The organism is Ferrovibrio sp. GW821-FHT12B10 (assembly GCF_058807515.1).
In genome coordinates, this window is record NZ_JBXAQT010000001.1 from 429,691 (window position 1) to 451,911 (window position 22,221).

The 22,221-nt window shown below is 64.0% G+C and carries 21 protein-coding genes; 8 read left to right on the forward strand and 13 right to left on the reverse strand.

All coding sequences use genetic code 11. The annotated features are described in order from the left end of the window. Positions 1-84 precede the first annotated feature (84 nt). From AC1RRT_RS02315 to AC1RRT_RS02345, 7 genes are all read right to left on the reverse strand, one after another. Positions 85-1,110, reverse strand: a complete 1,026-nt coding sequence (locus AC1RRT_RS02315) for a putative metalloprotease CJM1_0395 family protein (RefSeq protein ID WP_493012038.1) — start codon at positions 1,108-1,110, stop codon at positions 85-87. A gap of 74 nt (positions 1,111-1,184) precedes the next feature. After that, positions 1,185-1,391: a hypothetical protein gene (locus tag AC1RRT_RS02320; protein WP_493012039.1), complete on the reverse strand. Its 207-nt coding sequence runs from the start codon at positions 1,389-1,391 to the stop codon at positions 1,185-1,187. 54 nt (positions 1,392-1,445) lie between these two features. Then, positions 1,446-2,789, reverse strand: a complete 1,344-nt coding sequence (locus AC1RRT_RS02325) for an ABC1 kinase family protein (protein WP_493012040.1) — start codon at positions 2,787-2,789, stop codon at positions 1,446-1,448. Next, positions 2,789-4,600: a M3 family oligoendopeptidase gene (locus AC1RRT_RS02330; RefSeq protein WP_493012041.1), complete on the reverse strand. Its 1,812-nt coding sequence runs from the start codon at positions 4,598-4,600 to the stop codon at positions 2,789-2,791. The genes AC1RRT_RS02325 and AC1RRT_RS02330 overlap by 1 nt, the downstream gene beginning before the upstream one ends. Positions 4,601-4,692: 92 nt before the next feature. Beyond that, positions 4,693-5,136 carry a PaaI family thioesterase gene (locus tag AC1RRT_RS02335; RefSeq protein ID WP_493012042.1) on the reverse strand — a complete coding sequence of 148 codons (444 nt, stop codon included), beginning with the start codon at positions 5,134-5,136 and terminating at the stop codon, positions 4,693-4,695. Beyond that, complete coding sequence (locus AC1RRT_RS02340; protein WP_493012043.1) at positions 5,133-5,645, reverse strand: PaaI family thioesterase; 513 nt, start codon at positions 5,643-5,645, stop codon at positions 5,133-5,135. Before AC1RRT_RS02340 ends, AC1RRT_RS02335 begins: the two co-directional genes overlap by 4 nt. 12 nt (positions 5,646-5,657) lie before the next feature. Next, positions 5,658-6,641, reverse strand: coding sequence for an NAD-dependent epimerase/dehydratase family protein (locus AC1RRT_RS02345; RefSeq protein WP_493012044.1), 984 nt, complete (start codon positions 6,639-6,641; stop codon positions 5,658-5,660). Positions 6,642-6,862: 221 nt separating this feature from the next. On the opposite strand from AC1RRT_RS02345, the gene AC1RRT_RS02350 reads away from it, so the two are divergent. The 3 genes from AC1RRT_RS02350 (at position 6,863) to AC1RRT_RS02360 (ending at position 11,835) form a co-directional block, all read left to right on the forward strand. Beyond that, positions 6,863-10,354: an indolepyruvate ferredoxin oxidoreductase family protein gene (locus AC1RRT_RS02350; protein WP_493012045.1), complete on the forward strand. Its 3,492-nt coding sequence runs from the start codon at positions 6,863-6,865 to the stop codon at positions 10,352-10,354. Between the two features lie 101 nt (positions 10,355-10,455). After that, positions 10,456-11,307, forward strand: coding sequence for an alpha/beta hydrolase family protein (locus AC1RRT_RS02355; RefSeq protein ID WP_493012046.1), 852 nt, complete (start codon positions 10,456-10,458; stop codon positions 11,305-11,307). 39 nt (positions 11,308-11,346) lie between these two features. Next, positions 11,347-11,835 (forward strand): GNAT family N-acetyltransferase, encoded by a 489-nt coding sequence (locus AC1RRT_RS02360; RefSeq protein ID WP_493012047.1) that lies wholly within the window; start codon positions 11,347-11,349, stop codon positions 11,833-11,835. Positions 11,836-11,847: 12 nt separating this feature from the next. On the opposite strand, the gene AC1RRT_RS02365 is transcribed toward AC1RRT_RS02360, so the two are convergent. The 5 genes from AC1RRT_RS02365 to AC1RRT_RS02385 all read right to left on the reverse strand — a co-directional run bounded on the left by AC1RRT_RS02365 (position 11,848) and on the right by AC1RRT_RS02385 (position 14,964). After that, a complete protein-coding gene (locus AC1RRT_RS02365) occupies positions 11,848-12,243 on the reverse strand; it encodes a hypothetical protein (protein WP_493012048.1) in 396 nt (131 codons plus the stop codon). 3 nt (positions 12,244-12,246) lie between these two features. Continuing rightward, positions 12,247-12,534, reverse strand: a complete 288-nt coding sequence (locus AC1RRT_RS02370) for a DUF2312 domain-containing protein (protein WP_493012049.1) — start codon at positions 12,532-12,534, stop codon at positions 12,247-12,249. A gap of 152 nt (positions 12,535-12,686) precedes the next feature. After that, the gene (locus tag AC1RRT_RS02375) at positions 12,687-13,001 is read right to left on the reverse strand and encodes a DUF1244 domain-containing protein (protein ID WP_493012050.1); all 315 of its coding nucleotides are present in this window, start codon (positions 12,999-13,001) and stop codon (positions 12,687-12,689) included. Between the two features lie 9 nt (positions 13,002-13,010). Then, positions 13,011-14,150: a carboxylate-amine ligase gene (locus AC1RRT_RS02380; protein WP_493015122.1), complete on the reverse strand. Its 1,140-nt coding sequence runs from the start codon at positions 14,148-14,150 to the stop codon at positions 13,011-13,013. 28 nt (positions 14,151-14,178) lie between these two features. Further along, the gene (locus AC1RRT_RS02385) at positions 14,179-14,964 is read right to left on the reverse strand and encodes an N-formylglutamate amidohydrolase (RefSeq protein ID WP_493012051.1); all 786 of its coding nucleotides are present in this window, start codon (positions 14,962-14,964) and stop codon (positions 14,179-14,181) included. 134 nt (positions 14,965-15,098) lie between these two features. Here AC1RRT_RS02385 and AC1RRT_RS02390 point away from each other — a divergent pair, with 134 nt between their 5' ends. Next, on the forward strand, positions 15,099-16,376 hold the full coding sequence (locus tag AC1RRT_RS02390; protein WP_493012052.1) for a ferredoxin--NADP reductase domain-containing protein: 1,278 nt from the start codon (positions 15,099-15,101) through the stop codon (positions 16,374-16,376). After that, the gene (locus AC1RRT_RS02395) at positions 16,373-17,032 is read left to right on the forward strand and encodes a glutathione S-transferase family protein (RefSeq protein WP_493012053.1); all 660 of its coding nucleotides are present in this window, start codon (positions 16,373-16,375) and stop codon (positions 17,030-17,032) included. The genes AC1RRT_RS02390 and AC1RRT_RS02395 overlap by 4 nt, the downstream gene beginning before the upstream one ends. 9 nt (positions 17,033-17,041) lie before the next feature. Here AC1RRT_RS02395 and AC1RRT_RS02400 read toward each other — a convergent pair whose 3' ends face one another. Next, positions 17,042-17,881, reverse strand: coding sequence for a hypothetical protein (locus tag AC1RRT_RS02400; protein WP_493012054.1), 840 nt, complete (start codon positions 17,879-17,881; stop codon positions 17,042-17,044). Between the two features lie 107 nt (positions 17,882-17,988). Here AC1RRT_RS02400 and AC1RRT_RS02405 point away from each other — a divergent pair, with 107 nt between their 5' ends. The 3 genes from AC1RRT_RS02405 to AC1RRT_RS02415 are packed head-to-tail and all read left to right on the forward strand — an operon-like array spanning position 17,989 to position 22,218. Beyond that, a complete protein-coding gene (locus tag AC1RRT_RS02405) occupies positions 17,989-20,073 on the forward strand; it encodes a 3-hydroxyacyl-CoA dehydrogenase NAD-binding domain-containing protein (RefSeq protein ID WP_493012055.1) in 2,085 nt (694 codons plus the stop codon). A gap of 53 nt (positions 20,074-20,126) precedes the next feature. Continuing rightward, a complete protein-coding gene (locus AC1RRT_RS02410) occupies positions 20,127-21,737 on the forward strand; it encodes a peptide chain release factor 3 (protein ID WP_493012056.1) in 1,611 nt (536 codons plus the stop codon). Next, entirely contained in the window at positions 21,715-22,218 is a 504-nt protein-coding gene (locus tag AC1RRT_RS02415; protein WP_493012057.1) for a hypothetical protein, read from the forward strand. The genes AC1RRT_RS02410 and AC1RRT_RS02415 overlap by 23 nt, the downstream gene beginning before the upstream one ends. Positions 22,219-22,221 lie beyond the last annotated feature (3 nt).

A 22,221-nucleotide genomic window follows, 5' to 3' on the forward strand; every position in this document is an offset into this window, starting at 1 on the left:
GGATATTACGCTGGCGGCCAAAGCCGACACAACCCCTGCCGCCGCCCTCCATGGGTCCGGAACCACACGAAAACGCAAGGGAAATCAGGCGATGAGGCCGACCAGCTGGCCAATGCGCCGACCTGCCGTGGCGATATTGTCGTTGGCGCCGCTCTGATAGGCCCGGCTGGCACGCTGGGCCGGGCCGTCGGCGGCCAGTGCGGCGGCGGCCAGTGCGGCGGCGGGCGCCGCGGGCGGGTCGCTGCCGACCGGCCCGGCCTGAGCTGTCTGGGCCTGAGCTGTCTGGGCCTGAGCCTTCTGGCCCGCCGCACCCTCTTCCGCTTCTGCCCCGAACGGCGCGGGCCCGATCAGTTTGACCTCGACCTTCGGTGCATCTTCGGCCGCACCGGGCGAAGCTGCGTCGGCGGCTTTCGCCTGCTCCTCGGCCTCGGCCTTCTTCTCGCGGTCTTCGGCCCGTTCGGCTTCCTTCGCTTCGGCCTCCTGCTGCTTCTCTTCGCGGATCTGGGCCAGCGCCTGGTTACGGAGCTGGCCGGCAGCGGCGGCGACGGCGCGATCCGCGCCCGAAGGATCGGCCGGCGCCAGCGCGGCGGCGGCGATCTGCGCGGCCTTGCGCAGCGTGACATACGGATCGGATTCCGCGCCGACGTCGATCGCGACCTCGCCACCGATGGCATACTGCTGGCCATCGGGACCCTTGGCATAGGTGTAGGACGGCGCCCCCGCATACTGGCCGCCGACCGCGGCATGGGCGCGTTCATGCGCCCGCACCTTGGTGTCGGTCTGCTTCAGCTTGGCGACCTGTTCTTTCTCTTCATCGGTCAGCTCGCCGCCGGGAGCCGCCTTTTTGTCCTCGTCGCTTTTCTGCTCCTGTGCGCCCAGCAGCGTATCGCCGCTGGCGAGCGGTTTTTCATTGCCGCCGGTGACCGGGCGCCCGGTGTCCTTGCGTTGCGGCTTGGCCTGCTCGGGCGGCGCATCGCCCAGCACCGTCAGCCCGGGAAACTGGGCCTGCAGCTCGGCCTTGGCGCGCGCGCGCAGGCTGCCATCCACACCCTGCGGCGTAGCGGATGGCGGCGGCGGTGAAGACGACAGGCTGTCGACCATGGCCGCCATTTTCAGCCCAAAGCGCTCCTGCGGCAACCGTAAATCCGGTCAATCGGGCCCTGCCACACAGGGATTAGGTTGGATTACCGGGGAAATCTGACCGGCTGACGACGGCCAGACAGGCGCTGCGGACGCGCCGGCTGCGACGGCGTTTCGGCCTGCACGCCATGCGATCCGTACACCGAGTCATCGCCATCGCGATGGCGGTCCAGATCGCTTTCGAATGCGCGGGGTTCGTGGGTGGAGTCAGATAGACGGCCGTCTTCGGCAGCAGGCTGGCGGGGCGGCATGATGATCCTCCTCTGCTAATACGGGTTTAACCCGCGAGGCAAAGGCGGGTTCCGTTAGGCCGGACTCTCGAGCCCCGCCGCCGTCAGCGCTGCAGCCTGGCGTTTGGCCAACGCCGCCGCATCGAAGCCCGCGATCAGCTCATGGAACATGCGGTGCCAGTTGATCTCGGCCTTCAGGTGCAAAAATACGCCGCCCAGCCCGATGGCGGCGCGATCCATGAAGACGAATTCGCGCGGCGGCGTGACGCCGCCCAGCGTCTTCAGCTTGCGGTGCACTTCCTCGGCCACCTCGCGGCCATAGACGCCGCTCTGCTCCATCTCCTGGATGCGGCGCGGCCGGTCTTCCAGCAACGGCGCGTAGACGAACTCAGCCCAGAGGTTGAGCGTGTCGATCACGTCATTGCTCAGGCCCGTGAAGCCCCAGGTCTCATAAGCATGCACGGCCAGCGCGCGGTCATCGCTGGAAATGGCGCGGTAGAGATCGATCACACCGGAGACGAATTTCGCCGGAAAGATGCGCACGCAGCCGAAATCCAGCAGGTTGATGCCAAGGTCGTCGCGCACCGTGTAATTGCCCAGATGCGGGTCACCATGGATCACACCGCAGCGATAGAACGGCACATACCAGGCATGGAACAGATTCATCGCGATGGTGTTGCGGGTTTCCTGCGGCGCATCCTTGAAGTCGAGCAGGCGCCGGCCCTCGAGCCAGCTCATGCTGAGCAGGCGCTTGGTGGTCAGGTCCGCGACCGGCACTGGCACATGCACCTGCTTCTCGTCGGCCAGCATGGCACCATAGAGCCGCATATGCCGGCTCTCGCGCTCGTAATCCAGTTCCTCGCGCAGCCGCGTGGCGATCTCATCATGGATATGCGTGGTGTCGATGGCGGCGTCGTAGCGCTTGTAGATGCCAAAGATCAGCTTGAGCTGCCGCAGGTCGGCTTCCACCGCCGACGCCATGTCGGGATACTGAAGCTTAACCGCGAGCGGCGCGCCGTCTTTCGCTGTGGCGCGATGCACCTGGCCCAGGCTGGCCGCCGCCGAAGCCGCCAGATCGAAGCTTTTGTATTTCGACTGCCACTGCGGCCCGAGCTCCGTCACCATGCGCCGCTTGACGAAGGCTTGGCCCATCGCAGGCGCATTGGCCTGCAGCTGCGCCAGCTCCTGCACGTATTCCTTAGGCAGAGCATCGGGGATGGTGGACATGATCTGCGCCACCTTCATCAGCGGGCCTTTCAGCCCGCCAAGCGCATTGCGCAGATCGACCGCATGCTGCGCGCGATCCATCTTCACGCCCAGCACGCGCTCGGCACCCAGCCGTGCCGCCAGGCCGCCGACGGAGGCACCGACCTTGGCGTAACGGCGGACGCGACCCAGTGTGCTGTCGCGCTCTGCCACTAGGAGAGCTGCTCCAGCTCGTCGATGAAGCCACCGATGACGTTCAGCCCCTTCGACCAGAAGGCGGGGTCGGAGGCATCGAGGCCGAAGGGCTTGAGCAGCTCCTGGTGCCGCAGCGTGCCACCGGCCTTCAGCATGTCGAAATACTTCTCCTGGAAGCCCTGCTCGGCATCCTGGTAGCGCGCATAGAGCGCGTTCACCAGGCAGTCGCCAAAGGCATAGGCATAGACATAGAAGGGCGAATGGATGAAATGCGGGATGTAGCACCAGAAGGCGCTGTAATCCTGGTCGAAGCGGATCGCCGGACCCAGGCTTTCCTTCTGCACGCCCATCCAGAGCTCGCCGATACGGTCCGGCGTGAGTTCACCCTCGCGACGCGCCGCATGCACCTGGCGTTCGAACTTGAAGAAGGCGGTCTGGCGCACCACCGTGTTCAGCATGTCCTCGACCTTGGAGGCCAGCATCAGCTTGCGGCGCTCCGGGCCGGCCTGATCGAGCAGGGCGCGGAAGGTGAGCTGCTCGCCAAAGACCGAGGCCGTCTCCGCGAGCGTCAACGGCGTATCCGACATGAGCGGACCCTGCTCGGCGGCCAGCAACTGGTGCACGCCATGGCCCAGCTCATGCGCCAAGGTCATCACGTCGCGCGTGCGGCCTTGGTAGTTCAGCAGCAGATACGGATGTGCGCTCGGCACGGTCGGATGCGCAAAGGCGCCGGATGCCTTGCCCGGCCGCGCCGGGGCGTCGATCCAGGCATTGTCGAAGAATTTCTTGCCCAGATCGGCAAGCTGCGGCGAGAAACGGCCATAGGCCTTGAGCACGATGTCGCGCGCCTCGTCCCAGACGATCACGCGATCATTGTCCTCGGGCAGCGGCGCGTTGCGATCCCACCAGGGCAGCTTCTTCATGCCCATCCACTGGGCCTTCAGCTTGTAATAGCGGTGCGACAGCTTCGGATAGGATGCCGTGACCGCATCGGTCAGCGCATTCACCACCTCGGGCTCGACGCAGTTGGACAGATGACGGAAGGCTTCCGGCGTCGGATACTTGCGCCAGCGGTCCTCGACTTCCTTGTCCTTGGCCAACGTGTTGGTGATCAACGCGAATAGCCGGATATTCTGCTTGAACACCTTGGCCAGTGTCTTGGCGGCGAGCTTGCGCGTCTTGCCATCGCGGTCCGACAGCTTATGCAGCACCTGCTCGGCGGTCAGTTGTTCCTTGCCATAGGGGAAGCGCAGCCCGGCCATGGTCTCGTCGAACAGGCGGTTCCAAGCCGCGCGGCCAGCCACTGCTTTTTCATGCAGCAGCCGCTCCAGTTCATCGTCGAGCTGATGCTCCCGGAACAGCCGCAGGTCGCGCAGCCAGGGCTGGTAATGCTTCAGCCTGGCCGAGGCTGCGTATTTCTGCTCCAGCGCCGATTCTTCCAGCCGGTTCAGCTCCAGGGTGAGGAACAGCAGGCTGGTGGTGATGTCGTTCAGCTTCTCCTGCATGTCCTGGTAGAAGCCGGCGACCCTCGGATCGGCCATGTCGCCGGCGTAGGCCAGCGAGGCATAGGAATACATGCGGCCAAGCAGGTCCTGCAGCGCTTCGTATTCCGCCACCACGCCGGCGAGTTCATCGCCTGAAGCGCTGGCGATCTTGCCCTTCCAGTCGCGCTGCAGCTTGCTGGCGCGCTCGGCCACCGCAGCAAGATCGCGCTTAAGTTCGGAGGATTCCAGGCCAGGATAGAGATCGTTCAGATCCCAGACCGGCAGGGCGCCGTAATCATTGGCGACGGAATCCTTGGACAGAGAAACGGTGGCGGGGGAAGCCATGCGAAACCTCGTTTTGCGGTTACAGCATTATATGGGAAAGGATGCCCGGTTTGACCAGAGCGGACCAGCCAATCCCCTGTGATCGCGGAAAATTATCCGAGCAGGAAATGAGCGTGCGCGGTCGCCACCGGGCGGGCCGGATCGTCCTGCCAGGCCTCCGCGCGCACATTGGCGACGCGGCGGCCATGCTTGGTGATGATGGCGCGGGCGAAGGTCTCGACCGGGCGCGCCGAGCGCAGGTAATCAACCGACAGATCGATGATCTTCGGGATGGCGTCGGTCTCGGCCGACCAGATCAGTTGCACGATGGCGGCCGATTCCAGCAGCGCGCCGACCACGCCGCCATGCAGGGCCGGCAGCCGCGCGTTGCCGATCAACTTGGGGTCGCCAGGCAGCACGCAGATAAGGTCGCCCGGCTCCATACCCGCCTTCACGCTCAGGCCCAGGAAACGGAAATACGGCACGGCCGCGAGGAAGGGCGAGAAATCGCGCTGCGCGCGGGCGGCGGCAATGAGCGCGGGGAAATCCTGGCTCATGACTTCACCCCCGGGACCTTCGCACCAGTAGGAATCGGCGGCTTGTCGGAAGAGCCGATCATGAAGGTGGCGACGCAGTTGGCCACCAGGTCGTCGGGCGCATCGGGATGATAGGCGCGCGCCCGCACGAATGCGATGGAGCGGGTTAGCTTGTAGCATTCGGCGGTGGCGTAGAGTTCTTTCTGCGCCGCCGCCGGCTTCAGGTAATCGATGCGCAGATCCAGCGTGGCGATGGCCTGCAGCTTCTGGTGCGCCTGCAGCAGCGCGCCAAAGACCACCATGCCGGCAACGCTGTCGATCAGCGAGGTGACCGCGCCGCCATGCAGCACGCCGCTGACCGGATCGCCGACCAGATCGGGATTGTAGGGCAGCGACAGGGTGACGTGACTGGGCTTGACCTCGATCACCTTCACACCCAGCGCCGCGCAGTGCGGAATGCCCTGCAGCACCATGGCCTCGACCACCTTGGGGTCGATGCCGTTGGGGTCGATCTGGGGGACTTCACTCATGGTTGGCGGGGCTCATCCGACCATATTGTGGTAGCGGCGATACCAGTCGACGAAGCGCGGAATGCCGACATCGATCGGCGTGCTGGGCTTGAAGCCGGTGTCGCGCTGGATCGCCGAGATATCGGCATAGGTCGCCGGCACGTCGCCGGGCTGCAGCGGCAGCAGTTCCTTCTCGGCCTTGCGGCCCACCGCCTGCTCGATCAGGTCGATCATCCGCAGCAGCGGCTCTGACTTGTTGTTGCCGATGTTATAGAGGCGGTAGCGGCGGCCGTGCTCGTCCGCCGGCGGCGGATTATCCAGTGTCTTCACGATGCCATCGACGATGTCGTCGATATAGGTGAAGTCGCGTTCCATGTTGCCGTAGTTGAACACCTTGATCGGTTTGCCTTCAAAAATCGCCTTGGTGAAGATGTACATCGCCATGTCGGGCCGGCCCCAGGGGCCGTAGACGGTGAAGAAGCGCAGGCCGGTCTGTGGGAATCCGAAGAGATGCGTATAGGCATGGCTCATCAGCTCGTCGGCCTTCTTGGTCGCGGCATAGAGCGAGATCGGCGCATCCACGCGATCTTCGACAGCGAAGGGCAGCTTGGTATTGCCGCCATAGACCGAAGAGGACGAGGCATAGACCATATGCTCGCAATTCGGCAGATTGCGGGCGAATTCCAGCATCACCACATGGCCCAGCACATTGGACCGGATATAGGCATAGGGGTTGGTCAGCGAGTAGCGCACGCCAGCTTGGGCGGCCAGGTGGATCACCTTGCGGATATCGGAACCCTTGGTGGCGGCCTGCACGGCGCCAGCCTCGGCGATATCAATCTGGTGGAATCGGAAACCCTTCTGGCTCAGAAGCTGTTCGAGTCGTGCGTGTTTCAGGCGCGGATCGTAATAATCGTTCAGATTATCCAGGCCGATCACCTCTTCGCCGCGCGCCAGCAGAGCCTGCGCAACGTGAAACCCGATGAACCCAGCAGCGCCCGTCAGCAGAATGGCCATGAAACAACCTGATTTACGGGACAGCGTGTCCCTTTAATGCTCCCGCGCTATCTATCAGAATAGCCTGAAAGAGCAACCGGCTCGGTGTTGCAGTGCACGCTTCGTTTTCCTCTCGACCCGGCGCGGCGAGCACCCTATAATTAGGTAAGTAATGCTGACCTAATTCGGCAGCAGGTCGCCGGAAGCGGCCAGACACGGTGATGGTATCGGGAGGATATCGAATGCTGGCGAATGTCACGCTGGACGATAAATACACCCTCGAACGCGGTCGCGTCTTTCTGACCGGCACCCAGGCGCTGGTGCGCCTCCCCATGCTGCAGCGTAAGCGCGATCTGGCCGCCGGCCTGAACACCGCCGCTTTCATTTCCGGCTATCGCGGCTCGCCGCTGGGCCTGTTTGACCAGCAGCTCTGGAAGGCGCGCAAGTATCTCAAAGAGAATCACATCCAGTTCCAGCCCGGCGTGAACGAAGATCTGGCCGCCACCGCCGTCTGGGGCAGCCAGCAGCTCAACCTGTTCCCGAAGGCGAAATACGATGGCGTCTTCGGCATCTGGTACGGCAAGGGCCCGGGTGTCGACCGTTCGATGGACGTGTTCAAGCACGCCAATTCGGCCGGCACCTCGAAGCATGGCGGCGTGCTGGCGCTATGCGGCGACGATCATGGCGCCGCCTCCTCCACGGTCGCGCATCAGTCCGAGCACATGATGATGGCCGCCATGATGCCGATGCTGCATCCGGCCAATGTCCAGGAATTCATCGATTACGGCCTGCTCGGCTGGGCGATGTCGCGTTATGCCGGTATCTGGGTCGGCTTCAAGTGTCAGACCGAGACGGTGGAAAGCTCGGCCAGCGTTTCGATCGACCCCGACCGTTTGCAGATCGCCTATCCCACCGATTTCCAGATGCCGCCGGGCGGCCTCAACATCCGCTGGCCCGATGCGATCCTGGAGCAGGAAGACCGCCTGCAGCGCCACAAGGCCTATGCCGCGCTGGCCTTCGCCCGCGCCAACAAGATCGATCGCGTGGTGATCGACAGCCCGCGTCCGCGCCTGGGCATCATCACCACCGGCAAGTCCTATCTGGATGTGCGCCAGGCGCTGGAAGACCTCGGGATCACCGAGGAGATGGCCGCCGACATGGGCATCCGGCTCTACAAGGTCGGCATGGTCTGGCCGCTGGAGCGCGAAGGCGCCCGCCATTTCGCCGAAGGCCTGGAAGAGGTTCTGGTCGTCGAGGAAAAGCGCGCCGTCATCGAGAACCAGCTGAAAGAGCAGCTGTACAACTGGCGCGAGGACGTGCGTCCGCGCGTGATCGGCAAGTTCGACGCCGAGGGCAAGTGGCTGCTGCCATCGTCAGGCGAAATCTCGCCGGCCATCGTCGCCAAGGCGCTTTACACCTGGCTCAAGCGCTATGGGACCAATGCCCGCATCGAGGAGCGCATCGCCTTCATCGAGCAGAAGGAACGCGAGACCGCGGCCAGCAGCATCGGCAAGACCCAGCGCACGCCGTATTTCTGCTCGGGCTGCCCGCATAACACCTCGACCCGCGTGCCCGAGGGCAGCCGCGCGGTAGCCGGCATCGGCTGCCACTTCATGTCGCTATGGATGGACCGCTCGACCGCGACGTTCACGCAGATGGGCGGCGAAGGTACGCCGTGGATCGGCCAGGCGCCGTTCACCGAGGACAAGCACATCTTCGCCAACCTGGGCGACGGCACCTACTTCCATTCCGGCCTGCTGGCGCTGCGCGCCTCGGTCGCCGCTAAAGTGAACATCACCTACAAGATCCTGTTCAACGACGCCGTCGCCATGACCGGCGGCCAGCCGCATGACGGCCAGCTGACCCCGCATCAGATTTCGCTGCAGGTCTATGGCGAGGGCGTGCGCCGCATCGCGCTGGTCAGCGACGAGCCGGACAAGTATCCGGTCGGCACCGAATGGGCGCCGGGCACCACCTTCCATCATCGTGACGATCTCGATGCCGTGCAAAAGGAACTGCGCGACATCCCCGGCTGCACCGTGCTGATCTATGACCAGACCTGCGCCGCCGAGAAGCGCCGCCGCCGCAAGCGCGGCACCTTCCCCGATCCGGACAAGCGCGTGTTCATCAACGAGGCGGTCTGCGAAGGCTGCGGCGACTGTTCGGTGAAATCCAACTGCGTCTCGGTCGAGCCGCAGGAAACCGAACTCGGCCGCAAGCGCAAGATCAACCAGTCGTCCTGCAACAAGGATTTCTCCTGCGTGAAAGGCTTCTGCCCCAGCTTCGTCACCGTGCATGGCGGCAAGGTCAAGCGCGCCAAGGTGCAGGTGAAGAAGAATCCCGATGGCGTGGCGGATGACCTGTTCGCCAACCTCAAGGCCCCGGAAGTCGCGCCGCTCAGCCAGCCCTACAACATCCTGATCACCGGCATCGGCGGCACGGGCGTCGTCACCATCGGCCAGATCCTTGGCATGGCGGCGCACATTCAAGGTTACGGGACCTCCGTCCTCGACTTCACCGGCCTGGCGCAGAAGAACGGCGCCGTGCTCAGCCATGTGCGCATTGCCATGAACCCCGACGACATCCATGCCGTGCGCGTGGCGGCCGGCGGCGCCAACCTGGTGCTGGGCTGCGACATGGTGGTGGCGGCCGGCGATGCGGCGCTGGAGAAGATGCAGAAAGGCGCGACGCGGGCGCTGATCAACACGCATCTCACGCCGACGGCTGCCTTCCAGCTCAATCCCAATCTCCAGCTCGACGACAACCAGATGGCCCAGGCCATCCGCAATGCGGCCGGCGAGAACTTGTCGGAATTCGTGGAGGCCACCCGCATCGCCACGGCGCTGATGGGCGACGCCATTGCCACCAACATGTTCATGCTGGGCTATGCCGTGCAGCGCGGCCTGATCCCGGTCTCGCTCGATGCCCTGCTGCAGGCCATCGAACTGAACGGCACCGCGATCGATGCCAACAAGAAAGCGCTGAACTGGGGCCGGCTCTATGCGCAGGACGCCAAGACCGTGGACGCCATCGCCGAGCCGACCCTGGCCACGATGATGCCGAAGGCTTTCGCCAAGACCACGGAGGAGATCGTCGCCGACCGCCTGCCGCGCCTCGTCGCCTATCAGAACGAGGCTTACGCGCAGCGCTACAAGGCGCTGGTGGACAAGGCGCAGGCCGCCGAGGCGAAGGCCAAGGGCATGACCGGCTTTGCCGAGGCCGTCGCGCGCTATGCCTACAAGCTGATGGCCTACAAGGACGAGTACGAAGTCGCGCGGCTGTATACCGATGGCGAGTTCCTGAAAAAGCTGAACGCGCAGTTCGAAGGCGACTTCAAGCTGGAATTCCATCTGGCGCCGCCGCTGCTCAACCCGCCCGATCCGGAAACCGGCATCGCAGCCAAGAAGCAGTTCGGCCCGTGGATGTTCCGCGCCTTCAAGCTGCTGGCGAAATTCAAGGGCCTGCGCGGCACCAGGCTGGATATCTTCGGCTATACGCATGAGCGCCAGGCCGAGCGCCAGCTCATCGAGGATTATTTCACCTTGATCGAGGAGCTCTGCGCCAAGCTGACCACCGACAACCACGGCCTCGCCGTGCAACTGGCCAAAATCCCGGAAGATATCCGCGGCTACGGCCATGTGAAGTTGAAACACCTGAAGGATGCCAAGGACAAGGAAGCCAAGCTGCTGGCCAGCTTCCGCGATCCGGCGCCACTGGCGACTGCGGCTGAATGACGAGGGGCGAGTAACCGCCATCACATAACGCTGCGGCATGCCGCAGCGTTATAATTCGAAAGGTAATTGCGGATCATCGGGCGTCATGGCTTGATCTGGTCATGACGACGCCCGAGATCATCCGCCTGCAGCGCAACACAGAAGCCACCAGCTTCGCATTGCATGTCTACCCCGCCACGAATGCGGCTGCACCGGCCATCCTGATCGAGCCGGCCATGGGCGTGAAGGCCGGCTATTACGCGCCGCTCGCCAGTGGACTGCAGCAGGCCGGCTACAATGTCGCTGTCGCCGAACTGCGCGGCCATGAAGAGACCGGCGGCCGGCGGCCGGGACGCGACTACGACTTCGGCTACACCGAGATGCTGACCGAGGACTGGCCGCAGGCCGTCACAGCCGTGAAGACGCGCTTTCCCGGCGCCCCCTTCTATCTCTACGGCCACAGCCTCGGCGGTCAGATCAGCGCGATCTATGCCGCCCATCACCCAAAGCAATTAAACGGCCTGATCCTCACCGCCGTCAGTTCGGTGCACTGGAAACTCTGGCCGCTGCCCTTCTGGCCCTACAGCCAGGCGGCCGTGCTGGTCTCGAAACTGCTCGGCCATTTTCCAGGCGAAAAATTCAAATTCGCCGGTCGCGAGGCGCGCAGCGTGATCGCCGACTGGGGCCGGCAGGCACGCACCGGGCGGTTCTGGTTCGGCAAACCGTCCCGCATCGACCATGATGCCGCATTGGCGACCATGGCCCTGCCCGTGCTGGCGATTTCGCTGCAGGGCGATTTCTTCGCGCCCAAACACGCGATGGACGACATCGTGCGGCGCTTCCCCGGGGCGGCAGTGACACGGCATCATCTCGATCCCAAGGCGATGGGCATCGACGGCATCGACCATTTCCGCTGGGTGCGTAAGCCCCAGGTGGTATTGCCCACTCTTATGGACTGGCTGAAAAGCCACTAATCGCTTGCCTGCCCGCACGGGATCGTTCAGAACCCGCTGATGCTGACACTCAAACCGCTCTATACGCCATATCTGGAAAGTCTGTCCGCCCATCCGGCGACGGTACTGGCCGAACATCCCAACCATGCCGCGGTGGCCGAGCTCGCCGCGGAAGTGGCGACGGCCACGCTCGATCTCTATGCCCAGACCGGCGCCACCGAACCCTGGATAAGCTATCTCGCCATCCGCGAGGCCGACAATGCCGTGGTCGGCACCTGCGCCTTCAAGGCAGCGCCGGTGCAGGGCCTGGTCGAAATCGCCTACTTCACGTTTCCGGGCTATGAAGGCCAGGGCATTGGCAAGGTCATGGCGCGCGAACTGCTGAAGATCGCGTTCAATGAATACGAGATTCAAGCGGTGCTGGCGCATACCCTGCCGGAGGAGAATGCCTCCACCGCGATCCTGCGCAGCCGCGGCTTTGCGCTGATCGAAGCCGTGGAAGACCCGGATGACGGCACTGTCTGGCGCTGGGCGCTGGCGCGTCCCTGATACGATGACGGCCTAACGGCCCTCGTAGCACTTCACTTCGGTACGCTCGCCCGGCGTAAGCGTCTTGTCGGGCACCCGGAAGATTTCCATGGTGCCGCGATTGAGCAGCTTGCATTCGCCCAGCGGCAACCAGGCTGAGCGCAATGTCACGATGATATGCTCGCCGGGCTTGAGCCGGTCAGGCACGCAAAAGCGCATCACTTCGCGGGCCTTGACGTTCACTGTGCTGCGCTGACGGCCTTCGCGCGCCAGCGTGATCGGCCAGTTGTACTGCGTGAGATTGGCAACCGAGATGCAGGCCTGGGCGTCATCGGTGATGATCGATGGCGGGCGCTGCTGCTGCTGTGCAGCCGCATCAAGGGAGAGCAGCGCCGCCAGGCCGACAAGGGTCAGGCTGGCGGCGCGCATGGATTATTCCGCCGCGGCGGCGTCGGCAGCGCTGTGGTCGGTCGTCATGCCCAGCGCGTCCATGTAGACCTGCAGGAGGGTTTCCTGCTCGGCCAGATCGGCCTTGTCCATCTTGCGCAGGCGGATCACCTGGCGAAGGATCTTCACATCGAAGCCATGCGCCTTGGCCTCGGCATAGACTTCCTTGATGTCGTCGGCCAGCGCCTTCTTCTCTTCTTCCAGACGCTCGATGCGGGCGACAAGCTGATTGAGCTGATCGGTCGAGAAGTTTCCGGAATTGAGCTTGGCCATGGCGGCGACCCTTCATAAATCTGAGAATGCGGTTGGCGCGGATTATAGCCAGCAAGACCCGCCCGCCTACCACTTGCTCTCGTCTGGCCGTCAGTTATCCACAGGAATGCGCCGCCTGTGGACAGATGGGGTTATCCCTATGTGCCAAAAAGCTAATGCTTGTGGTTTTTCTGCGCTTCGGCGAAGGCCTTCTGCTGATCGGGCGAGGCCTCTTTCTGGTATTTCGCCTGCCAGTCGGCGTAGGGCATGCCGTAGATGGTCTCGCGGGCAGCCATTTTATCGATCTCGATCCCCTTGCCCTTGGCGGCATCCTGGTACCAGTTCGACAGGCAGTTGCGGCAGAAGCCGGCCAGGTTCATCAGGTCGATATTCTGCACATCGGTGCGCTCGCGCAGATGCTCGACCAGGCGGCGGAAGGCAGCTGCCTCCAGCTCGGTTTGCGTCTTGTCATCGATCTTGTCGGCCATCTCTGCCTCCTAGTTCGGTACTTCAAAGTTGACGGTCTCGGCGATCAGCCAGTCGACCACGGCCTTTAATGCGGTCGGCTTGTCCATCCCAGCATGTAGCGCATCGCGGTAGACTTGCAACTGCCGTTGCGCCGACGTCCCGCGCGACAGGATGCCGCGCGCCCGCTCGATCTCGGGCAGGCAGCCCATCCGGATCGCCTCTTCGCGGACCAGTTCGATCAGTTCCTCGAGCAGGCTGGCATAGGGCAGCGCCTCGCCCTTACCGAAATCGACCAGGGTGCCGGCGATGCCATAGCGTTGGGCCAGCCAGCGGTTCTCATCGATCAGGGCGTTGGCATAGATGCGCCAGCGCTGGTTCTTCTGCTTCAGCCGCAGCAGCACGGCGAGCAGGCAGCGATAGAGCGCCGCAACGCTGATGCCATCGTCGAGTCTTGTGCAAACATCCGTGACGCGCAGCTCCAAGGTGGGGTAGCGCGCGGACGGCCGGATGTCCCACCAGAGTTTCGTGGCATCCTGGATCAGGCCGGCCTGCATCAGGCGATTGACCAGCCGCTGGTATTCGCCCCAGGTCTCCAGACGCTCAGGGAGTCCCGTGCGCGGCAGGCTGTCGAAGACCGACAGGCGATAGGACTGCAGCCCGGTTTCCTCGCCCTGCCAGAACGGCGACGAGGCCGAGAGTGCCAGCAGATGCGGCAGGAAATAGCTGACCTGGTTCATCAGGTCGATCCGCAGGTCGTCATCGGGGATGCCAACATGGACATGCATGCCGCAGATGATCAGTCGCCGCGCCACGCCGGCTAGGTCCTTGGCGAGCTGGTCGTAGCGCGCGCGGTCGGTATGCTTCTGGTCGCTCCATTTGGCGAACGGATGCGTCGAGGCGGCAATCGGCGCCAGATCGTGCTTCGCCGCCACCTCGGCGATGGCCGAGCGCAGCCGCACCAGATCGGCACGCGCCTCGCCCATGCTGCCGCAGACCTTGGTGACGATCTCGATCTGGCATTTCAGGAATTCGGGATTAATCTGGCCGCCGACCAGGCTTTCGCACTCAGCCAGCAGCGCATCGGGCGGCTCCACCGCCAGCACGCCGGTGCGGCGATCGACCAGCAGGTGCTCCTCCTCGATGCCGATAGTGAACTCGTCGGCAGAGATCATGCTTCCCCCGGATACGCTGTATGGATCAGGCAGCAGTGGCGGCCGGGCGCATCAGCCCGGCATCGATGAGCATGCGGCGGAAGCAGCGTTCCAGCCGCACCGACCATTCCTTGATGCCAGCCTCGTCGCTGACCAGATCCTGCCGCACCTCGATCATCACGTGATGCAGCCCTTTGTTCTGGCCATGGGCGAAGATCGAATAACCGGAATGGTCCTTGCCGCTGTAGGGTTCGTTGTCGCCGACCACGAGGTCGCCCTCGTCGCGCAGCGCCTTCAGCAGCGGCTGGGCTAGCCGGCCGTCACGGTCCCAGACCACGCCGATATGCCAGGGCCGGTCCATGCCCTTCACCCGCATGCGCGGCGTGAAGCTGTGGATCGACAGCAGCGCCGGCTCGGGGACGCGCTCGCGCGCCGCATCCATCGTGTCCTCAATCGCCGCATGATAGGGATGGAAATATTTGTTGAGCCGGCGTTCGCGCTCGGCCGCATCGAGATTGCGGTTGCCCGGCACAATGGTGCCGTCGCTCACTTCGCAGATCAGGGTCGGATCGTCGGGCCGCCGGTTGCAGTCGATCACCAGCCGCGACACGCCACTGAACACTGCCGGCGCATCCAGCGTCTGGGCCAGCCGCTCGGTGATCGCGGCCGTGCCCGGATCCCAGCCGATATGTCGCAGCAACTCGTCATCGGGGAGGCCGAGATTGTTCATGGCCGCCGGCACGGCGCGTGAGGCATGGTCGCAGATCAGCACGGCCGGGGCGCGGCCCTGCGCATTGAGAACACGGAAACTCGGGGGATCTTGTTCGCTCATCGGCCAGGAATGACTTCAGCTCTGAGACAGTCCGGCCGGCTGGAGGGAAATCCGGGATGCCAGGTTTGCATAACAGCGGCAGGCTGCACTAAGGTTGCGGCGACATTTTGACCAATCATAGACGAAACCAGGCTGTGCTGCACCATATCGCCATTATCGGCAGCGGTCCCTCGGGACTGTTCTGCGCCGACGCCCTGATCCGCCAGCGCCCGGACCTGAAAATTGACGTTTTCGACCGGCTGGCCACGCCCTACGGCCTCGTTCGCTTCGGAGTCGCCCCCGATCATCAGGGCACCAAGGCAGTCACCCGCCAGTTCGACCGCCTGTTCGCCAACACCAATGTGCGCTTCCTGGGCAACGTGGCCGTGGGCCGGGACATCCCGCTGGCTGAGCTGAGCAGTCATTACGATGCCGTGGTGCTGGCGCTGGGCGCCCATGCGGACCGGCCGATGGGCGTGCCCGGCGAGGAGCTGCCCGGCTGTTACGGCTCAATGGCCTTTGTCGGCTGGTATAACGGCCATCCGGATTTCCGCGACCTTGAACCCCTGCTCGACCGGCCGGCCGTGGCCGTGATCGGCATGGGCAATGTCTCGGTCGATATCCTGCGCGTGCTGGGCAAGAGCAAGGCCGAGATGGCGAACAGCGACCTGACCGCCCATGCGGCCGATGTGATCGGCGCGGCGCCACTCACTGATCTTTATGCGCTGGGCCGTCGCGGCCCGATCGAGGCCAGCTTCACCAGTGCCGAACTGGCCGAGATCGGTCGCCTGGAGCGCGTGCGTCCGGTGGTGAGCAAAGCCGATCTGCCGGAAGGCCTTCCCGCCGGCATCGATCCGGCCGAGCTGAAGGTGAAGGAAAAGAACCTGCAGCTGCTGCATGAATTCGCAGACCGTACCGACGACAAGCCGATCCGGCTGCATTTCATGTTCAACCAGCGCTCGGAAGCCGTGCTGGGCAAGGATCGCGTCGAGGGCCTAAAGCTGGTTGGTCGCGACGCGCCGTTGGAAATCGGCACGCTGATCCGCGCCATTGGCTATTACACCGCCACCGACGGCGACCTGCCGCCGACCGACGCCAAGGGTGTGATCGCCAATACCGATGGCCGCATCGCACCCGGTCTCTATGTGGTGGGCTGGGCCAAGCGTGGTCCCTCGGGCACCATCCCGACCAACCGCGCGGAATCGAAAACCGTCGCCGACCTGATCCTCGCCGATTACGCCGAGGATGCATCACCCGCGAAAGCCGGTTCCGGTGCGCTGGATTCCTGGCTGATGGCCCGCGGTGTCAATGTCGTGGACTGGGCCGGCTGGAAGCGTATCGAAACGGTGGAAACCACCAGTGCCATCGCGCCGAGCCCGCGCAGCAAGCTCAGCGACTGGAGCAGTCTGCGCCAGCATGGATGCAAGCCATGAAGCTCTACAATTACGACGCCTCGCCCTTTGCCGCCCGCGTGCGCCTGTTCCTGCGCGCCAAGGGCGCCGAGCTTGAAATGATCAAGCCGCCGGCGCCTGCCGAATACCGACAGATCACGCCACTGGGCAAGGTACCCGCGCTGGTGCTGGATGACGGCAGTGTGCTGCCGGAATCCGACGTGATCTGCGCCTATCTCGATGCCGTGCTGCCCGGCGCCTCGCTCTGGCCTGCCGATCCGACAGAGCGCGCAAGGGTCAACCTGATCGTGCGCCTGGTCGATCTTTACGTTGCGCCGCCGTTGCATGACTTCTTCGTGCTGCTGTTCACCGCGCCCGAGAACCATGCCGCCGTCGCGGCACTGGCGCCACCGCTGGCGCGCGGGTTGAAATTCCTCGACGCCTATGTGGCCAAGGACGGCTGCGCCGCCGGCGCCAATATCACGCAGGCCGACTGCGCGCTGGCGCCCGCCCTGCTCTACGTGGCCGAAGTGATGCCGCTGGCCCTGGGGCAGGACCTGCTGGAGAAGCGGCCGGCGCTGGCCGCCTACTGGCAGCGCATCCGCGAGCATGAAACGGTAAAGCCAGTGCTCGACGAAATCCGCAACAACATCAAGAAGAGCTACACGTCGGCGATCGAAAAGATGCGGCCGCAGTAAACACGGCGATTACTGCAGATCGCCGATCTTGAATTCCATGACGAGAATCTTGGGATAGCCCTGCGCGTTAGGCGGCATGGCCATCGGCTGCGCATTCCGCATGGCGCGCATCAGGGTTTCCATCGCCGTGCGCAGCGCGACGGCCTGCGGACGTTGGTCGTTGGCGATGCGGTCCCAGCCGCGGATCATCGCATTCATGTCCCAGGGATCGTTCTTGCCGAATGGCGGCGCGAGCATGCCATTCGGCAGCACCATATAGGCGCCGTCGATCTGGATATTGGCGAATTGTGGTGCGTCGAAATCGATCGGCCAGATGGTGACAATCTGGCTGAGGAAGAAATCGCTTTCCGACTGCGTCATCCGCTCGCCCGGCATGCCCGGTGCGCTGCTCTGCGTACCCGACTGCCGATTGCCGGCCTGGCTCTGGCGCGGCGTGCGCGGGCCCAGACCGTCTTCCGGTTTCGGCTCGGCCGTTTTCGGCTGCGGCTTGTTGCGCTCACCCGCACTCGGCGGCGCCACGGAACGGTCGGTGACCGCCGCGCCGCGCCGGAGTTGCGGCACGGGCGCCGGCGGCGGCGGTGCCGGCAGAGCCTGCGGCGCCTGCGTCTGTGGCTCGGGTGGAGTCGGCGCGGGCGGCGGCGGGGGTGGCGGAGGCGGCACCGCCTTGGGTGGCTCAGGCATCACGAACTCCGCCAGAATCGGTGGCGGCTCGGGCTGGAGTCGCCAAGTCCATGGCTCCAGCAGCATCACCAGAGCGACCAACCCGTGCAGCACGATGGACAGCAATGCCGCCAGCATCAGCCGGCGATCATCCCATTCGCGTGCACGATATTCAGAAAAACTGGCCATTCCATACACTTAGCGCTGACGTAGCGGCAGTCCAAGGCTTTTGCCCGCATTCTTTCGGTCGGCTATAACCGATTGTCCGACAATGTAGAAGATTCCCGGAGAGAAACGTGACCGATCCCGTCGCTTATGCCGTCCAAGACGGCGTTGCCGTCCTCACCATTGAAAATCCCCCCGTCAACGCGCTGAGCCAGGGCGTCCGCGCCGGCATCATCGCCGGCCTCGACAAGGCCGATGCCGATGCCGCCGTCCAGGCGGCCGTAATCATCGGGGGCGGCCGTACCTTCATTGCCGGCGCCGACATCAAGGAATTCGGCAAGCCGCCGACCCAGCCCTATCTGCCCGATGTGCTAAAGCGCATCGAAGCGATGACGAAGCCGGTGGTAGCCGCCCTGCATGGCACGGCGCTCGGTGGCGGCTTCGAGGTCGCGCTGACCTGCCACTGGCGCGTGGGCGTCGACAGCGGCCAGGTGGGCCTGCCGGAGGTGAAGCTCGGCCTGCTGCCGGGCTCAGGCGGCACGCAGCGCCTGCCGCGTGTGGTCGGCCCCAAGGTAGCGCTCGATATGATCGTGTCGGGCAATCCGATACCCAACAAGAAAGCCGCTGAACTTGGCGCCATCGACGAGATCGTCAGCGACGATCTACTGGCGGGCGCGCTAGCCTTTGCCAAAAAGGTCGTCGCCGAGAAGCGCCCGCTGCGTCTGGTGCGCGACATGAACGAGAAGATCACCAACGTCGATCCCGCCGTGTTCGCCGACTACCGCAAGAGCATCGAACGCAAGGCCAAGGGCTTCCTGGGCCCCTGGCGCTGCATCGATGCGGTGGAGGCCGCCACCAAGCTGCCGATGGACGAAGGCCTGGCCAAGGAACGCGAATACTTCTTCGAATGCATGGCCAGCCCGCAGCGCGCGGCCCAGATCCACGCCTTCTTTTCCGAGCGTGAAGCGGCCAAGATTCCCGGCCTGCCCGAGGATGTGAAGCCCAAGGAGATCAAGTCGGCCGCCATTCTCGGCGCCGGCACCATGGGCGGCGGCATCGCCATGAACTTCGCCAACGCCGGCATTCCGGTGAAGCTGCTGGACACCTCGCAGGAAGCGCTGACGCGCGGCCTGGGCGTGATCGAAAAGAACTATGCCACATCGGTCGCCCGCGGCAGCATGAAGCAGGAGGCCATGGATCGTGCGATGAAGCTGATCTCGGCCACGCAGCATTTCGAGGATATCGGTAATGCCGATATCGTCATCGAAGCCGTGTTCGAGGAGATGGGCATCAAGAAAGAGGTCTTCGGCAAACTCGACAAGGTGATGAAGCCGGGCGCGGTGCTGGCCACCAACACCTCGACGCTCGACGTCGACGAGATCGCCAGCGCCACCAAACGGCCGGAAGCCGTGATCGGCACGCATTTCTTCAGCCCGGCGAATGTGATGAAACTGCTGGAGAATGTACGCGGCACCAAATCCTCGCCCGAGACCATCGCAACCGTGATGGCGCTGGGCAAGACGCTGAAGAAGGTCGCTGTGCTGGCCGGAAACTGCGACGGCTTCATCGGCAACCGCATGCTGCACGGCTATACTCGCCAGGCCAACTTCCTGCTGGAGGAAGGCGCCACACCCGAGCAGGTTGATGGCGCGCTGGAGCGTTTCGGCCTCGCCATGGGGCCGTTCCGCATGGGCGATCTTGCCGGCCTGGATGTCGGCTGGCGCATCCGCAAGGGCAAGGCGCATCTGCGCCCCAAGGACGAGCGCTATTCGCCGGTAGCCGACCGCCTATGCGAACTGGGCCGTTTCGGCCAGAAGACCGGCGCCGGCTTCTACAAGTATGATGGCCGCAATGCCGTGCCCGATCCGGTGGTCCAGGAGATCATCCTGGCTTCGGCCAAGGAGCAAGGCATTGAACGACGGGAGATTTCCGACGAGGAAATCGTGCAGCGCTGCATGTATCCGCTGGTCAATGAAGGCGCGAAAATCCTGGAGGAAGGCATCGCCATCCGGGCCAGCGATATCGACATCACCTACCTTTTCGGCTATGGCTTCCCCGTCTATCGCGGCGGGCCGATGTTCTGGGCCGAACAGATCGGTCTCGACAAGGTCCTCGCCACGATCCGCGGCTTCCACAAGATCCACGGCAAGCACTGGGAACCAGCCAATCTGCTGGTGCAGCGTGCCGAAGCCGGCAAGGGGTGGAACGACCGCTGAGCGGGCCCATATCAGGACAGCCGGGCCAGATTTCTGAGGTAGCGTAAAGTCCGATGTCCGAAGCTGCAGTCACCATACCGGGCGCCAGTGATCCCATTGGCGCCCGGCGTACTTTCGCCATCATCGCGCATCCTGACGCGGGCAAGACCACGCTGACCGAAAAGCTGCTGCTGTTCGGCGGCGCGATCCACTTGGCCGGCGCCGTGAAGGCGCGCGGTGAAAGCCGGCGTGCGCGCTCGGACTTCCTCAAGATCGAGCAGCAGCGCGGCATCTCGGTCTCGACCTCGGTGATGAACTTCGAGTTCAAAGGCTGGACCTTCAACCTGCTCGACACACCGGGCCATGAAGACTTCAGCGAAGACACGTACCGGACGCTGACGGCCGTCGATAGTGCGGTCATGGTGCTCGATGCCGCCAAGGGTATCGAAACCCAGACGCGCAAGCTGTTCGAGGTCTGCCGCCTGCGCGATGTGCCGATTGCCACCTTCGTCAACAAGGTGGACCGTGAGGCACAGGACCCCTTCTCGCTGCTGGATGAAGTCGCTTCCACGCTGGCGCTGGAATGCGTGCCGGCCAACTGGCCGATCGGCATGGGCCACGATTTCCGCGGCTGCTATGACCTGTTCGGCAAACGCCTGCTGCTGGTCGGCAAGGACAACAAGAACCTGGAGCCGGAAGTCATCATCCTCGACAAGGGCCTGGATGACCCGCGCGCCGCCGATTACATCCCTGAGGCGCAACGCGCCAAGCTGCTGGAAGACATCGCGCTGATCGAAGGCGCCTGCGCGCCATTCGACGTCGAGGCCTATCGCCAGGGCCACATGACCCCGGTCTATTTCGGTTCGGCGTTGAAGAATTTCGGTGTCGATGAACTGCTTAAAGGTCTGGGCGAGTTCGCGCCGCCGCCGCGTCCGCAGATGACCGACAAGCGCCTGGTCGAGCCGACCGACAAGAGCGTCACCGGCTTCGTGTTCAAGGTCCAGGCCAACATGGACAAGAACCACCGCGACCGCGTCGCCTTCCTGCGGCTGTGCTCTGGCCATTTCAAGCGCGGCATGAAGTTGAAGCAGGTGCGCAGCGGCAAACCGATCACGGTGAGCAATCCCACGCTGTTCTTCGCGCAGGACCGCTCGCTGGCCGACGAGGCTTGGCCGGGCGACATCATCGGCATCCCCAATCACGGCACGCTGCGGGTGGGTGACACACTGACCGAGAACGAGGACCTGCGCTTTACCGGCATCCCGAACTTCGCGCCGGAAATCCTACGCCGCGTGCGCCTGTCCGACCCGATGAAAGCCAAGCACCTGCAGCGCGCGCTGGAGGATCTGGCCGAGGAGGGCGTCACCCAGGTGTTCCGCCCCCGCATCGGCGCGGACTGGATCGTCGGTCTGGTCGGGCCTCTTCAGCTTGACGTTCTCGCGGCCAGGCTGGCCGAGGAATACAGCCTGGAGGTCGGGTTCGAGCAGGCCCCTTTCGAAACCGCACGCTGGGTCGACTCCGCCGAGAAGCGTGATCTGGACGATTTCCTCGACCAGAATCGCGGCGCACTGGCCGATGACCGGGACGGGAATCCGGTCTTCATGGCCCGCAATGCATGGGAACTTTCCTATATCGAGAAGAAATGGGATAAAATCCGTTTCCATGCGACGCGCGAACGCTCTTAACCATATTGACCGCCGGGCCCTGCTCGGTGGTCTGGCGGCTGCCCTGCTGCTGCCCGTGCGCGCGTTTGCCGCTGCCGACAAGAAAAAAGAAGACAAGAAGAAGAAAGAAGGCGCTGAAGAAAAGCTGCCCGAAAAGCCGCTGGTGAACACATCGGTCCTGGTGGTCGACGCCGTCACCGCGCCGGTCAACGGCCCGACCGGCAGCCGCGTGATCATGACCCTGAACATCGATTGCGGAAATGTCGAGAACGCCCGCAAGGTCGATGCCCTGATGCCGCGCGTCTACAACGCCGTGATCATGGAATTGAACCGCGAACCGCTGGGCGCCAATGGCCGCGTCTACGACAAGGATCTGGAAGGCCTGAAGCGCCGCCTGGTGTTCCAGGTCAACCGCTCGCTGCAGGGACCGGAAGTGGTCGGGATTTATATCCGCTCGCTGCAGGATGTACCGATCATCAAGCCGGCCGCGCCGCGCCAGTAACCG